The sequence below is a fragment of the Alteromonas sp. ABH4_453 genome (assembly GCF_056160665.1).
On sequence record NZ_JBSWXP010000010.1, the window covers coordinates 65,083 to 80,295 of the forward strand.

A 15,213-nucleotide genomic window follows, 5' to 3' on the forward strand; every position below is an offset into this window, starting at 1 on the left:
ATATTTAGTATGCGTATATTGTGCCGCACAGGTAGACTTTGCGCAATTTCTTTGCATAATCATTCATGATAATGAATATCGAACAAAAATCGCCATAAATAACGTTAATAAGACGATCCGGTGATTGAGTTTTCCCCCGCGTTGCATTAGTGTGACGTTCCGTTTAAATACGTGAAGTAATCCCATAGGAGAAATGGTATGAAAGTAGCCGTGTTAGGTGCTGCCGGTGGTATTGGTCAGGCGCTGTCTTTGTTGTTGAAAACACAATTGCCAGCAGGTTCAGATTTAGCGCTTTACGACGTGGCGCCAGTTGTTCCTGGTGTTGCCGTTGATTTGAGCCACATCCCCACTGCGGTAAAAGTAACCGGTCACGGTAAAGATGACCTAGCTGATGCACTAACTGGAGCAGACGTAGTTCTTATTCCAGCAGGTATGCCTCGTAAGCCAGGTATGGATCGTTCAGATCTGTTCAACATCAACGCCGGCATTGTTAAAAACCTAATCGAAGGTGTAGCTGATAACTGCCCGAACGCGTGTGTTGGTATCATCACTAACCCAGTTAACACTACTGTAGCTATTGCAGCTGAAACGCTTAAAGCTAAAGGCGTTTACGACAAGAATAAGCTTTTCGGTGTAACAACGCTTGACGTTATCCGTGCTGAAACTTTCGTTGCTGAACTTAAAGGCGTAGACGTATCTTCTGTGCACGTACCGGTAATCGGTGGTCACTCTGGTACAACTATCCTTCCTCTTCTTTCACAAGTTGAAGGTGTAGATTTCACAGACGAAGAAGTTGCTAGCCTTACAACTCGTATCCAGAATGCGGGTACTGAAGTTGTTGAAGCTAAAGCGGGCGGCGGTTCTGCAACCCTATCAATGGGTCAAGCAGCGGCACGCTTCTGTCTATCTCTAGTTGCAGCAATGCAGGGTGAGAACGTTGTTGAGTACACTTATGTACAAACTGACGACAGCGACGACGCAGCATTCTTCGCACACCCAGTTCGCCTTGGCGCAAACGGTGTTGAAGAAATCTTGCCATACGGCGAGCTAAGCGCATTTGAAGAAAAAGCGAAAAACGACATGCTTGAAGGCCTACGTGGCGACATCAAGCTAGGTGTTGACTTCGTAAACGGCTAATTAGTGAGTGTCATTGGCAGGCCTTTGAACGTAGGCACGCCGTGAATACTTCCCTGTAGGCTTCGCCACCGCTTCCCTGCGGTGGAGAGCCTACTTATCAAAGCCCCACCAATTCAAAACTCCCCAATAGCCTCATCACTTTAGATTTGTAGAAAGTGCAGTCTGTTACGCCCTTACGTATCCAGCCTTTTTGTTGCGTGTTTGTAGGCTTCGCCACGGCATCCTTGGCACAGGAAAGCCTACTTATCAAAGCCCCGCCAACTCCAAACATCCCTGTAGCCTAATTACTGAAGATTTTTATAAAAGGACAGTCTGTTACGTCCTTACGTATCCAGCCTTTTTTGTTGCGTCTTCGTAGGCTTCGCCACGGCATCCTTGGCACAGGAAAGCCTACTTATCAAATCCCCGCCAACTCAAAACACCTCTATAGCCTAATCACTCAAGTAGTAATAAAGCGCAGTCTGTTACGACCTTACGTATCCAGCCTTTTTTGTTGCATCTTTGTAGGCTTCGCCGCTGCTTCCTTGGCACAGGAGCTTATAAGCTCTTCGAGTTATTTAATGACAGTCGGTGGTAAGTAAATAGTAAACTCATTGATGGGTTCTATTAGAACGCTGTAAGGCGAGTGTTGCTCTGACTCTTTCACAATGTCGAGATCAGATAAAAGTTTGAAACTTGCAGATACAAGTCTAGCGGGCTTGACTACTAATTCTTTATGCCAGACTCGGTAAGTCCCCAGTTTTTTATCTCTTCGATAATAAAAGCCAGCGAGAGGGTGGGTTAAATAAACTAAAGCAGATTCTGTGTCGGGAAAGCCGGGAAAACTAAGTTTGTCAGTCTTATCTTGCACTAATTCTACCGACGCAGGGGCCCAATCAGACTCGGTGTTCATTCGATACTTGTTATAGAGACCGCTCTCTTTGTCTCGCTCACAATCAAAACGAACCCTTCCCGAATGCCACGGTAAGTTCCAAACGTATCGAGGAACGGCTAGCGTCCACGAATCGAGTGTTGTTCCAAGAAACCAGACACAACGTTCTCCTGTTTCTTTATCGATGATGTAGATACGATAATTGGTTTGCCCCATTGTAAATTTAGGGAAGGGGAACACGGCGGAAGTGAAATCAACGTCAATAAAAGGTACCACGGATATAAGCCCAAGTTCTTGACCATTTATTTCAATAGTGTCGAGTTGAAACCTCTCGGGGAAAATTCCTTCAAAACGTTTGGCTGGTACTGCATAAGTAATAATTGCAAAATGCTCTAAACTGCATAGCACGTCAATTCCACTCGGTTTAGGTCTATCGATCAAATAGTCTTTTAGCTTCCTTGATTCTTGCACAATACTTCCTTGGTTTAATAGATAGATACAAGTTGAAAAAGAAGAGTAACGCTTACTTTCATTTACAAGCAGAAACCTGATTCGCTGCTTGCAATTTAATACAATGCACAACGACAAATTTTGTTACTAATCAGGTTCGTATTTTGTTGAGTCGTATACGTTTTCGTTATTTACTATCTACATTCTGACTGTTTTTTATTTGAATTCAACAAGGACGTGTTATGAGTTTTTTAAAATGCACTATTTTACTTTCCATCGCACTTTTAACCTTATGCATTAACGCCAATACTATTGCGGCTACAAGCAATACTGTGCCATTGGCAGGTACTGCATTTGCTAAACTGCCAAAAGCACTAACTCTTAAAGGCGACGCTTTGCCTTTCGAAAACTATCAACAATGGCTTGCGCATGCGCAAAGTAACAATCAAAAAATAGCTTTTGTCGACCGCTGGCAGAAGCGTGTTAATCCCAAAGCGTTTAATACTCTCATCAAACAAACAAGCGCTCAGTGGATTGAATACGAATCTGATGGTTTGAAGATTTCAGGTGTAATGGTGGCGCCTAAAAACGCTGGCAACAAAAAGCTTCCGGTTATTATTTATAATCGCGGCGGTAATAATAAACATAATGTCAGCCGAATTACGGTAGTAGACCGACTTCTTCCGCTTGCCGCAAAAGGTTACATCGTACTTGCCAGTAATTATCGAGGCTCGCGCTTTAGTGAGGGTGAAGATGAGTTTGGTGGAAAAGATGTAAACGATGTGCTTGCTCTTATCGACATTGCTAAGCAGTTGCCAGCTGCCGATGCCTCAAAAATTGCGCTGTATGGTGTTAGCAGAGGCGGCATGATGACATGGCAAGCCTTGCGTCAGTTGAAGGCGTCGGATGATATAAAAACGGCCATAGTGGTAGCAGGTCCTACCGATTTACATTTTATGATTAATCGCAGAGCTGGTATGAAAGCACTCCTGCATCGCATGATCCCTGACATTGAAAATAATCAAGAGAGAGCTCTGAATGCACGTTCTGCTGTGAAGTGGGTAGATGAACTTAACACTAAAGTTCCGATTTTACTTATACACGGCGATGCTGATGTTCGTGTTGATGTTTCGCATACAAATATGGCAGCTGAAGCGCTCAGTGAAAATCAACATCCGCATAAAGTGGTTATTTATGAAAATGGGGATCATGGACTTTCGTTCTACCAAAAAGAAATGAAAACTGAAATTAACAGTTGGCTTTCTAGCCATATGTAAGCTTTAAAGCTTTGCTCTGAGGATGTAAACACAAGCGTCAGCAACGTGTATTAAATACAAAAAAGCCCGCTACGTACTACGAGGCGGGCTTTTGTTTTTCACAAATTTAGCGAGTTAACCCGTGTTACGCATACCAATAGCAATACCGGCGATGGTTACCATCATGGCGCGCTCTAGGCTGGTGTTTTGTGACTCGTCACCTGCTTTACGAATACGATCTAAAAGCTCAATTTGAAGATAGTGTAGAGGCTGAAGATAGCCTGCACGGATCTCCATCGACTCTTTACCCTGCGGATCGTTTTTCATAATGTCGTCATCACCAGTAATGGCGAGTAGCGATGAAATGCTCTCTTTAAGCTCTTTACGCAGCGCTTCACCAAAGTGCTTAAGCTCGCTTGGCACTAGGCGCTCATCATACGCTTCGCTAATGCGTGGGTCGGCTTTGTGGAACACCATGTCTAGCATAGACAAACGTGAACGATAGAATGGCCATTCGCTAAACATCTCGTTAACCACTTTTTCGTTCTCAGGTGTTTTCACACTATCAATAGCGCGCATAACACCTAACCAGCTTGGTAGCACCAAACGGGTTTGTGCCCAAGCGAATATCCATGGGATAGCACGTAAGCTTTCTATACCACCTTGTGGCTTACGCTTAGCAGGACGGCTACCGAGCGGCAGTTTACCTAGCTCTTGCTCCGGCGTAGCAACTCGGAAATATGGAACGAACTCTTCGTCGTGACGCACAGTGGCGCGATAGTTATCACGGCCTTGTGCTGCCATTGCAGTAATGAGTTCGCGCCATTCTTCTTTTGGTGCCGGAGGTGGGAACAACATGGCTTCTATAATAGCGCTCGCATAAATACCTAAGCTACGCTTGGCCAGAGTTGGCATACCGAACTTATAGCGAATAGTTTCGCCCTGTTCTGTTACGCGGAACCCGCCTTCTAGTGAGCCAGGAGGTTGTGAGTAAATAGCAGCGTGTGCTGGCAATCCACCACGACCAATTGTACCGCCACGGCCGTGGAATAGGGTTAGGCTTACGTCGAATTCTTCTGCAATGGCTACCAGTGCTTCTTGCGACTGATACTGTGCCCAGCCAGCTGCTAATGCGCCTGCATCTTTTGCTGAGTCAGAATAACCAATCATCACAAACTGACGACCTTTCACGTAACCGCGATACCAGTCGATAGACAGAAGTTTGCGCATTACGTCAGGCGAGTTGTTCAAATCGTCTAGCGTTTCAAATAGTGGTGCTACCGGCATTGGCCAATCTACACCGCTTTCTTGAAGAAGCAGCTGAACCGCCATAACATCTGATGGCTCACTCGCCATAGAGATAATGTAGATACCAAATCCATGCTTGCTGTGCTTTGCAATGACCTTACAGGTATCCAGAACTTCTTTTACATCGTCAGATGCGTCCCATTGTGCTGGGAATAGCGGACGTTTTGAGCCAAGCTCGCGCAATAAGAATGCTTGCTTGTCGGCTTCGCTCCACTGTGCGTAATCGCCTAAACCTAAATAGCGAGTAAGTTCGCTAAATACGTCTGCGTGACGCTCTGAATCTTGGCGTACATCAAGGCGTAGAAGGTGAATACCAAATACGCGAGCACGACGAATGGTGTCTAGTAGTAGGCCATTAGCAACAACTTGCATACCGCAGTCTAATAGTGACTGATAGCAAAGCATCAACGGCTCGATAAGCTCATCATCGCTTTCTATCCAGTTAGACGTGTCTGGGTTTTTACCTGCAAGATAGTCGGCAATGCCGTCACGAGTAGCAATAAACTTATTAACCAACGGGCGAAGTAGGGCGCGGTACGGTTCGTTTGCATCGCCTACTTGTGCACGTAGTTCTTCGTTGCAATCGTACATCGAAAGTTCTACCTGCAAACGATCAAGGTCGATAGCGAAAAGCTTAGCCGCGCGTTTTCTTGCCAGCAGCAATACTTGCTCAGTTACTTTCGAAGTAACAAACGGGTTACCGTCTCTGTCTCCACCCATCCAAGAGCTAAATTGTACTGGTGACGAGTCTAGCGGTAGCGATACGTCGTAGTCTTCATTTAAGCGACCATCAAGCTCGCGCATGAAGTCAGGTACCGCTTCCCACAATGAGTTCTCAATAACGGAGAAGCCCCAACGCGCTTCATCAACAGGCGTAGGGCGCACTGAACGAATTTCTTCAGTGTGCCAAGCTTGCGCAATAAGATCAGCAATGCGGGTTTCGATTTTTTTACGCTCAACATCACTTAGTGAAGCTTGATGCACTGCTTGAAGGCAATCCGCTAGCTCTTTATGTTTATGAATAAGTGTACGGCGCGTAACCTCAGTAGGGTGCGCAGTTAATACAAGGTCAATGTTCAGCTTTGCTACAGCATCTTGTACTTTGTCAGCAGTTAGTTCTGCTTTATCTAGGTGTTTAAACAGAGCATCAATCGATGCATCGACATTCATTGCTGCGTTGTATTCTTGCTCGGCAATATTGCCTAGGTTCAAGAATTGTGCGAAGGCACGACCAACAGTAAGCAAATCGCTGTCAGACATTGTTTTGAAAGTTTCTTTCAGTTCTTCGCTACAGGTAGCGTCTCCCTGATAAGAGGCTCGGCCGCCTTTACGAATCTTTTCAATACGGTCTAGCCATTCCTGACCTAATTGATTTTTGATTGTTTCACCAAGGGTTTTACCAAGGTATCGAACGGTATCTTTCAGTTCAGCATCGTAGTGTGTTTGCATGCTATCCTCCTAAATATATGGGCTAACCATACTGTGTCCTTCGCGACTTGTCTAACCACTTTCGGTTATAATTTACAACATTTTGATACTTTTGCACCCTAGTTAACATTGCTCAAAGCAAGATATTTTGTGGTGTGATACACTCTAGCACCGGAAAATGCAGAAACATTCTCGCAATATGCGTTTTGTTTGAAATTTGTACTGCATTTGTAATTTAATTTCAGGAGTTCTTGTGACTGATACATTCAATACAGTAGAAACCCAAGCAAGTTACGGCATTGGTTTTCAAATGGGTCAACAACTACAATCAAATCCGTTTGACGGACTAGCGATTGACGCTGTTGTAGCTGGCCTTAAAGACGCCTTCGCAGGTCAAGCACCTCAGGTTGATAACGACACTCTACGTGATGCGTTTGGCGAAATTCACAAGCGTATGCAAGCTGCTAAAGAAGAAGCAAGCAAAGCGGTTATTGAAGAAGGCACAAAGTACCTTGAAGAAAACGCGAAGCGTGACGAAGTAACCGTAACTGAATCTGGTCTTCAATACGAAGTTGTTACTGAAGGTGACGGCGAGACACCAGATGCTTCTAGCACAGTACGTGTTCACTACCATGGTACGCTTATAAACGGTACTACGTTTGATAGCTCTTACGAGCGTGGTCAGCCAGCTGAATTCCCAGTAGGCGGCGTAATCAAAGGTTGGACTGAAGCACTTCAACTTATGAAAGCAGGTTCAAAGTATCGTCTATACGTACCACACGACCTAGCTTACGGTGAGCAAGGTGCTGGCGCAGCTATTGCACCTTACAGCACCCTAATCTTTGACGTAGAACTTCTTGACGTTCTAGGTTAATGATTTCTTCACAGGAGTGCCCAGTGGTGCTCCTGTGAATACCAGTACTTTTCTTTGTTTAATCTTGTATCCCTTTCTATCTTCTAGCCTATTCCTTTTACTTTTCTAACGCTTAGTTAGTAAACGAACAGCACACTAATAATCTGAATGCGCTTAAGTGTCGCTTGTTTAAATCTAAATATGTGATGCTACTATGTTTTGTTGGTGAGAATGCATGTATGCGATATGCTGGCAAAAGCGTTTTATGGTTAGCAGGCTTCCATCTGCTCCGAGTTGTTATCAGTGGCTTCGGCATTACAATAGCCCCACGCTCAAATAAGGAAAATTATTATGGTTATCAAGCCTAAAGTGAGAGGCTTCATTTGTACAAACGCGCACCCTGTTGGCTGTGCAACGGCGGTTGACGAACAAATTGCTTATGTAGAAGCAAAAGGCGACTTAGGCGAAGGCCCTAAAAATGTACTGGTTATTGGTAGTTCTACAGGCTACGGCTTGGCTTCACGCATCACATCTGCCTTTGGTTATGGCGCGAAAACACTAGGTGTTTGCTTTGAAAAAGCGCCAACGGAACGCAAAACGGGTACAGCAGGTTGGTACAACACTGCAGCATTCCACGAAAAAGCCAAAGCAAAAGGCTTGTATGCAGACACCATCAATGGCGATGCGTTTTCCGATGAAATCAAAAATGAAACCATCGAAAAAATCAAAGCTGAAATGGGTAAGGTTGACTTGGTTATTTATAGCCTTGCGTCTCCGCGCAGAACCGACCCAGAAACCGGTGTGACCTACAAGTCGACACTTAAGCCAGTAGGCGAGGCATACACCACAAAAACTTACGACACAGATAAAGATAAAGTGCATGAAGTGGCGCTAGAGCCTGCCAACGACGACGAGATCCTTAACACCATCAAAGTGATGGGCGGCGAAGATTGGGAGCGTTGGATGGACTTTTTGCGTGAAGCCGATGTGCTTGCAGAAGGCTGTAAAACCACCGCATATACCTATATCGGGAAAGAGCTTACGTGGCCTATCTACGGTCAAGCAACTATCGGTAAGGCAAAAGAAGACCTAGATCGCGCTGCTGCTGCTATTGTTGGTAAAAACAGTGACTTGCTTGTACAAGCAAACGTAAGTTCACTAAAAGCACTGGTAACGCAGGCAAGTTCTGCCATTCCTGTAATGCCTCTGTATATCTCACTTATTTACAAAGTGATGAAAGAAGAGGGGACACACGAAGGGTGTATTGAACAAATTCATGGTTTATTCACACAATGCCTGTTTGGAAATACTCCTACGTTAGATGAAGCAAATCGCTTTCGTATGGACGGCAAGGAAACTAACGATGCAACCCAAGCGAAAATTAAGGCGCTATGGGATCAAGTGACACAAGAGAACTTTCATGACTTAAGTGACTACAAAGGTTACCACCATGAATTCCTAAAGCTGTTTGGTTTTGACATTTCAAGCGTTGATTACGACAGTGAAGTTGACCCATTGGTTAAGTGGTAAAACCTAAACTTACCATTAATTAACTTAATGCAATTTGTGCAAAAGCCGTCTGATTTGACGGCTTTTTTGTACCTAATTACAAGCCGGTGTAGGGTGTCATCAAAAAAAATGTAAATAAATAAGACCAAAGGTTTACATTAAATTGTAGAAAAATTTGCCTTTATCTTGAAATTGCGTGGCACAAACGTATGGGTTAATGCTAAAATCCCGAAATTAAGTAGGGGCCTTTTCTGCCTCTACCAAAACAGCAGTGGCGATTGCAGCAACACAACAACAATAATAAGTGTAAATTTCGGCTGGTGGTCTATAAAGAAAGGGCGAACAAAGCGTCCGCAAAAGGAATTATGCGTTACGGCTTCATAACAGGCTGACCGTAGCAAATGCAGCAAGTTCCATCAATCAACAACGAAAAGGTGTTTTACACCTGTTAATAGTGCGCTTTTGCATGCTGACAGGCAGGTTTTCTGCGGTCATGCAAAAGGGTATTTCTATTAGAGTAGTGCGATTACATATGATAAAAATCAAGAAAGGTCTCGACCTCCCAATTGAGGGAGCGCCAAAGCAGGAGATTGCTGATGCATCTGCTGCAACGCGCGTTGCCATTCTGGGAGAAGAATATGTGGGTATGCGCCCTACCATGCACGTCCAAGTTGGCGATGTAGTGAAGAAAGGTCAGGTTCTTTTTGAAGATAAAAAGAATCCTGGCGTTAAATTCACTGCGCCAGCAGCGGGTGAAGTGGTAGAGGTTAACCGTGGTGCAAAACGTGTTCTTCAGTCTGTAGTTATCAAAGTGAACGGCAGCGATGCTGTGACATTTGATAAAATTGCAGCTGACCAGATCGCGAGCGCAACACGCGAGCAACTTCAGTCAATCCTTGTAGAGTCAGGCATGTGGACAGCGTTCCGTACACGTCCATTTAGCAAATCTCCTAAGCTAGACTCTGTTCCAAGTTCAATTTTCGTTACAGCAATGGATACTAATCCACTGGCAGCAGATCCTGCTGTGATTATTGCTGAGCGCCAAGACGATTTCGTAAATGGTCTTAAAGCATTAACGCAATTGAGCGGTGGCAAGACTTACGTTTGTAAAGCGGCAGGTGCATCTGTTGCTACTGGCGATGCGGCAGTTGATGTTGAAGAATTTGGCGGTCCTCACCCTGCGGGCCTACCGGGTACTCACATCCACTTCCTTGATTCAGCCGGCATGAACAAAACGGTTTGGCACATCAACTACCAAGACGTTATGGCAATTGGTGCATTGCTGACCTCTGGCGAGCTAGATAACCGTCGTGTTATTTCACTTGCGGGTCCTGCAGCAACTAACCCACGCCTAGTGCGCACCGTAATGGGCGCAGACTTGACCGAGCTAACTGCGAACGAGCAAGTAGACGGTGAAGTACGTGTTATCTCTGGTTCTGTACTTAGCGGTACGACAGCGATGGGCGTTCACGGCTTCCTTGGTCGTTTCCACACCCAAGTTTCACTACTAAAAGAAGGTCGCGAGAAGAAATTGTTCGGTTGGATCCTACCTGGTTCAAACCAACACTCAGTGACTCGTGCTTACTTAGGTCACCTAAGTGGCAGCAAGAAATTTGATATGACAACAACTACCAATGGTTCTGAACGTTCTATGGTTCCAATTGGTAATTACGAACGCGTTATGCCCCTAGATATCATTCCTACGCTTCTGCTTAGGGACCTGATTTCTGGTGATACTGACGGTGCTCAGACGTTGGGTTGCTTAGAGTTGGACGAAGAAGATTTGGCATTGTGTACTTATGTATGCCCTGGCAAATACAACTACGCTCCTATCTTACGCGACTGTTTGACCACGATAGAGAAAGAGGGTTAAGTCATGGGTTTAAAAGCGTATTTAGAAAAGATCGAACCAAACTTCGAACCAGGTGGTAAGCATGAAAAGTGGTATGCGCTTTACGAAGCTGCGGCGACCATTTTCTACACCCCAGGTAAAGTAAATAAAGCTAACACGCACGTGCGTGACAGCATTGACCTTAAGCGCATCATGATCATGGTATGGATGGCAACATTCCCAGCTATGTTCTTCGGTATGTATAACATTGGTTTCCAAGCGCAAGAAGCTATTGCTGCTGGCGCAGGAACACTACCTGATACGTGGCAAGCAGGTCTATTCGCTGCCCTTGGCGGTGACTTGGCAAATGCGGGTACACTAGGTCTATTCTTCTATGGCGCATGTTTCTGGCTGCCAATCTACGCGGTAACGTTCGCGGTAGGTGGTTTCTGGGAAGTATTGTTCGCGTCTGTGCGCAAGCACGAAGTTAACGAAGGTTTCTTCGTTACATCGGTACTGTTCGCACTAACACTTCCAGCTACTATTCCTCTATGGCAAGTTGCACTAGGTATTACCTTCGGTGTTGTAATTGCTAAAGAAGTATTCGGTGGTACAGGTCGTAACTTCCTTAACCCAGCATTGTCTGGTCGTGCATTCCTTTACTTTGCGTATCCTGCGCAAATTTCAGGTGACCAAGTATGGGTAGCGGCAGATGGTTATTCTGGTGCAACGTCTCTAAGCCAAGCGGCTTCTGGCAACCTTGATTACGCGAACATGGACCAGTGGATGAACAGCTTCATCGGTACTATCTCAGGTTCAGCGGGTGAGGTGTCTACCCTTGCTATTATTCTTGGTGGCTTGTTCATCATGTACATGCGTATAGCAAGCTGGCGCATTGTTGCTGGTGTAGCAATTGGTGTGGCGTTCTTCGCAACCTTGCTAAACCTAATCGGCAGCGATACTAACCCTATGTTTGCAATGCCTGCACATTGGCACTTTGTTGTTGGTGGTCTTGCTTTTGGTATGTTCTTTATGGCGACAGACCCAGTTTCTGCGTCGTTCACAAACCAAGGTAAGTGGGCTTACGGTATCTTCATTGGTTTCATGACGGTACTAATCCGCGTCCTAAACCCAGCCTTCCCTGAAGGTGTAATGCTAGCAATTCTATTTGCTAACTTGTGGGCGCCACTGTTCGACTATTTCGTCGCACAAAGCAATATCAAGCGGAGGGTAGCACGTGTCGGCTAAGAAAGAATCTTTAGGCAAAACGGTAGGTATTGTTGTTGCCGTATGTTTAGTTTGTTCAATTGTTGTGTCTGGCGCGGCTGTTGGCCTTCGCTCTCTACAACAAACAAACGCAGCTCTAGATAAAAAGAGCAACATTCTTAATGCTGCAGGCCTTTATGAAATGGGCATGAGCAATAGCGCAATTGAAAGCACGTACAGCGAGCGAGTAGAGCAGCGTTTTGTTAATCTTGACGAAGGTACTTTCGTAGAAGCGCCTAAGCCAGATTACGATATGTATAAAGCAGCCAAAGAAACTGAGTACAGCACTAAGGTAACTAACAGCAATGTTGGTTTCCAACGCCGCCCTAACGTGGCAAGTGTTTACTTAGTTCGCGACGATGCAGGTGATGTTTCTCGTATCATCCTTCCTGTACACGGAAGCGGCCTTTGGGATCTTATGTACGGTTTCTTAGCGGTAGACGCAGACGGCCAAACGGTTCGCGAGCTTATTTACTATCAGCAAAAAGAAACGCCAGGACTAGGTGGTGAAGTGCAAAACCCTGCTTGGCAGGACAAATGGGACGGCAAAGAGCTTTACGAGAATGGCGAAGTTGCTATTCGCGTAGTGAAAAATGCTAACCCTAGCAATCCTCACACTATCGATGCGCTTTCAGGTGCAACCCTAACCAGCAACGGTGTTGAAAACACAATTCGTTACTGGGTAGGCGAGCAAGGCTTCGGCCAGTTCCTGAAGAACCAAGCATGGCGTTCATAAGGGAAGTCTCATGGCAGATACTAAAGAAATGAAAAAGGCCCTCTTTGGGCCAATCCTGGACAACAACCCGATCGCCCTACAGGTATTGGGTATCTGTTCAGCACTGGCAATTACCACTAAGCTGGAAACAGCATTGGTAATGTCGCTAGCGCTTACTAGCGTTGTAGCGTTCTCAAACTTGTTTATTTCACTAATTCGTAACCAGATCCCATCTAGCGTTCGAATTATTATCCAGATGACCATTATTGCGTCGTTGGTAATCGTTGTTGACCAAATTCTGAAAGCGTATTCGTATGAGATATCGAAGCAGCTGTCGGTATTCGTTGGTCTAATTATTACAAACTGTATCGTAATGGGTCGTGCTGAAGCCTACGCCATGAAGAGCCCACCTCTGATGAGCTTCCTTGATGGTATCGGTAACGGCTTGGGTTACTCTTTCATCCTAGTTGTAATTGGTACAATTAAAGAGCTATTTGGTTTCGGTACTATTTTAGGTTTCGAAATCCTTCCACTGGTTCAAAACGGTGGCTGGTATCAAGGTAATGGTTTATTAATCCTACCATTCAGCTCATTCTTCTTAATCGGCGGTATGATTTGGGTTATCCGTACTATCCGTCCTGAGCAAGTAGAGCCTAAGGAGTAAGTCATGGAACATTATTTGTCGTTATTTGTTCGCTCAATCTTTGTTGAGAACATGGCGTTATCACTTTTCTTAGGAATGTGTACCTTCCTTGCGGTATCTAAGAAAGTTAAAACTGCTATGGGTCTTGGTGTTGCCGTTATCGTGGTGCTAGGTATCTCTGTACCGGTTAACCAAGTTATTTATGTAAACATTCTTGCTCCAGGCGCATTAGCATGGGCAGGTTTCCCAGAAGCTGACTTAAGCTTCCTTAACTTCTTGACGTTTATCGGTGTTATCGCGGCATTGGTACAGATCCTAGAGATGAGCTTAGATAAGTTCTTCCCTGCGCTATATAACGCACTAGGTATCTTTCTCCCGCTTATTACCGTTAACTGTGCAATTTTCGGCGGTGTGGCATTTGCGGTACAACGTGAATACAACTTGACTGAAAGTGTTGTTTACGGCGTAGGAAGTGGTATTGGCTGGGCAATTGCAATCGTGTTGCTTGCGGCAGTACGTGAAAAGCTTAAGTATGCTGATATGCCTGATGGTGTTCGTGGTCTAGGTTCTGTATTTATGATCGCTGGCCTAATGGCACTAGGCTTCCAGTCATTCACTGGTATTCAGCTGTAATAGAGCTCGGGAGCATATAAATGAATAATGTAGAAATATATCTAGGCGTTGGCATGTTCATTGCCATCGTTCTAGCGCTGGTATTTATTATCATGTTTGCCAAGTCTAAATTGGTACCAAGTGGTGATGTAACTATCACTATCAATGGTGACCCAGACAAGGCAATCAAAACTGCACCGGGTGGCAAACTTCTTGGTGCACTAGCTGACGCAGGTTACTTCGTATCATCTGCGTGTGGTGGCGGTGGCTCATGTGGTCAGTGTCGTGTAGATGTACACTCAGGTGGTGGTGAAATCCTTCCAACTGAACTAGACCACATCACTAAAGGTGAAGCGCGCGAAGGCTGCCGTCTTTCATGTCAGGTTGCTATCAAGCAAGACATGGAAATTGAGCTGGAAGAGTCGGTATTTGGTGTTAAGAAGTGGGATTGTGAAGTTATCTCTAACGATAACAAAGCAACCTTCATCAAAGAACTTAAGCTTAAAATTCCTAACGGTGAAAGCGTACCTTTCCGTGCAGGTGGTTATATTCAGATTGAAGCGCCAGCGCACCACGTTAAGTACAAAGAGTTCGATATTCCTGAAGAATACCGCGGTGACTGGGAGCGTTTTGGCTTCTTCGACATTGAGTCTAAAGTAGACGAAGAGACTATTCGTGCTTACTCAATGGCGAACTACCCAGAAGAAGAAGGCATTATTATGTTGAACGTGCGTATCGCTACGCCGCCACCTAATAACCTAAGCCTACCTGCGGGTAAAATGTCATCGTACATTTGGAGCCTGAAAGAAGGTGACAAAGCGACTATCTCTGGTCCGTTCGGTGAATTCTTCGCGAAAGAAACTGAAAATGAAATGGTATTCGTAGGTGGTGGTGCAGGTATGGCCCCAATGCGTTCTCACATCTTCGATCAGCTTCGTCGCCTTAAGTCTAAGCGTAAGATGAGCTTCTGGTACGGTGCACGTTCACTTCGTGAAATGTTCTATACAGAAGACTTCGACGAGCTAGCAGCAGAAAACGATAACTTTGAGTGGCATGTAGCACTTTCTGATCCTCAGCCAGAGGACAACTGGGAAGGTTACACTGGGTTTATCCACCAAGTACTTCTTGAGAACTACTTGAAAGATCACCCTGCACCAGAAGACTGTGAGTTCTACATGTGTGGACCACCTATGATGAACGCGGCCGTAATCAACATGCTTAAAGATTTAGGTGTTGAGGACGAAAACATCATGCTAGATGACTTCGGTGGCTAAGGAGTTGATTTAAGAGCTACTCGCTTAAAAAATCAAGCATATTAAAAGGGGCGTAAGCCC

12 protein-coding genes are annotated in these 15,213 nt (G+C 45.1%); 10 read left to right on the forward strand and 2 right to left on the reverse strand.

Going from position 1 to position 15,213, the window contains the following annotated elements:
• Positions 1–198 precede the first annotated feature (198 nt).
• Positions 199–1,137 carry a malate dehydrogenase gene (gene mdh / locus ACXAGV_RS17975; protein WP_474829800.1) on the forward strand — a complete coding sequence of 313 codons (939 nt, stop codon included), beginning with the start codon at positions 199–201 and terminating at the stop codon, positions 1,135–1,137.
• A 553-nt stretch (positions 1,138–1,690) separates the two neighbouring features.
• Here mdh and ACXAGV_RS17980 read toward each other — a convergent pair.
• Positions 1,691–2,479, reverse strand: a complete 789-nt coding sequence (locus ACXAGV_RS17980) for a DUF2071 domain-containing protein (protein WP_474829802.1) — start codon at positions 2,477–2,479, stop codon at positions 1,691–1,693.
• A gap of 221 nt (positions 2,480–2,700) precedes the next feature.
• On the opposite strand from ACXAGV_RS17980, the gene ACXAGV_RS17985 reads away from it, so the two are divergent.
• Positions 2,701–3,735 carry an alpha/beta hydrolase family protein gene (locus ACXAGV_RS17985; RefSeq protein WP_474829804.1) on the forward strand — a complete coding sequence of 345 codons (1,035 nt, stop codon included), beginning with the start codon at positions 2,701–2,703 and terminating at the stop codon, positions 3,733–3,735.
• A gap of 114 nt (positions 3,736–3,849) precedes the next feature.
• Here ACXAGV_RS17985 and ppc read toward each other — a convergent pair whose 3' ends face one another.
• Positions 3,850–6,471: a phosphoenolpyruvate carboxylase gene (gene ppc, locus ACXAGV_RS17990; protein WP_474829806.1), complete on the reverse strand. Its 2,622-nt coding sequence runs from the start codon at positions 6,469–6,471 to the stop codon at positions 3,850–3,852.
• Positions 6,472–6,703: 232 nt separating this feature from the next.
• Between ppc and ACXAGV_RS17995 the strand changes: the two genes are divergently transcribed.
• The 8 genes from ACXAGV_RS17995 (at position 6,704) to nqrF (ending at position 15,153) form a co-directional block, all read left to right on the forward strand.
• The gene (locus ACXAGV_RS17995; protein WP_015068144.1) at positions 6,704–7,324 is read left to right on the forward strand and encodes an FKBP-type peptidyl-prolyl cis-trans isomerase; all 621 of its coding nucleotides are present in this window, start codon (positions 6,704–6,706) and stop codon (positions 7,322–7,324) included.
• Positions 7,325–7,654: 330 nt separating this feature from the next.
• Entirely contained in the window at positions 7,655–8,833 is a 1,179-nt protein-coding gene (fabV, locus tag ACXAGV_RS18000) for an enoyl-ACP reductase FabV (protein WP_474829808.1), read from the forward strand.
• Positions 8,834–9,344: 511 nt separating this feature from the next.
• The gene (locus tag ACXAGV_RS18005) at positions 9,345–10,685 is read left to right on the forward strand and encodes a Na(+)-translocating NADH-quinone reductase subunit A (protein ID WP_202941862.1); all 1,341 of its coding nucleotides are present in this window, start codon (positions 9,345–9,347) and stop codon (positions 10,683–10,685) included.
• 3 nt (positions 10,686–10,688) lie between these two features.
• The gene (locus tag ACXAGV_RS18010) at positions 10,689–11,891 is read left to right on the forward strand and encodes an NADH:ubiquinone reductase (Na(+)-transporting) subunit B (RefSeq protein ID WP_014950797.1); all 1,203 of its coding nucleotides are present in this window, start codon (positions 10,689–10,691) and stop codon (positions 11,889–11,891) included.
• Positions 11,881–12,645, forward strand: coding sequence for a Na(+)-translocating NADH-quinone reductase subunit C (locus ACXAGV_RS18015; RefSeq protein ID WP_014950796.1), 765 nt, complete (start codon positions 11,881–11,883; stop codon positions 12,643–12,645). The genes ACXAGV_RS18010 and ACXAGV_RS18015 overlap by 11 nt, the downstream gene beginning before the upstream one ends.
• Positions 12,646–12,655: 10 nt before the next feature.
• Complete coding sequence (locus ACXAGV_RS18020) at positions 12,656–13,288, forward strand: NADH:ubiquinone reductase (Na(+)-transporting) subunit D (protein WP_118492037.1); 633 nt, start codon at positions 12,656–12,658, stop codon at positions 13,286–13,288.
• Positions 13,289–13,291: 3 nt separating this feature from the next.
• Positions 13,292–13,900 (forward strand): NADH:ubiquinone reductase (Na(+)-transporting) subunit E, encoded by a 609-nt coding sequence (nqrE, locus tag ACXAGV_RS18025; protein WP_474874415.1) that lies wholly within the window; start codon positions 13,292–13,294, stop codon positions 13,898–13,900.
• Between the two features lie 20 nt (positions 13,901–13,920).
• Positions 13,921–15,153 (forward strand): NADH:ubiquinone reductase (Na(+)-transporting) subunit F, encoded by a 1,233-nt coding sequence (gene nqrF / locus ACXAGV_RS18030; RefSeq protein ID WP_071815998.1) that lies wholly within the window; start codon positions 13,921–13,923, stop codon positions 15,151–15,153.
• Positions 15,154–15,213: the final 60 nt, after the last annotated feature.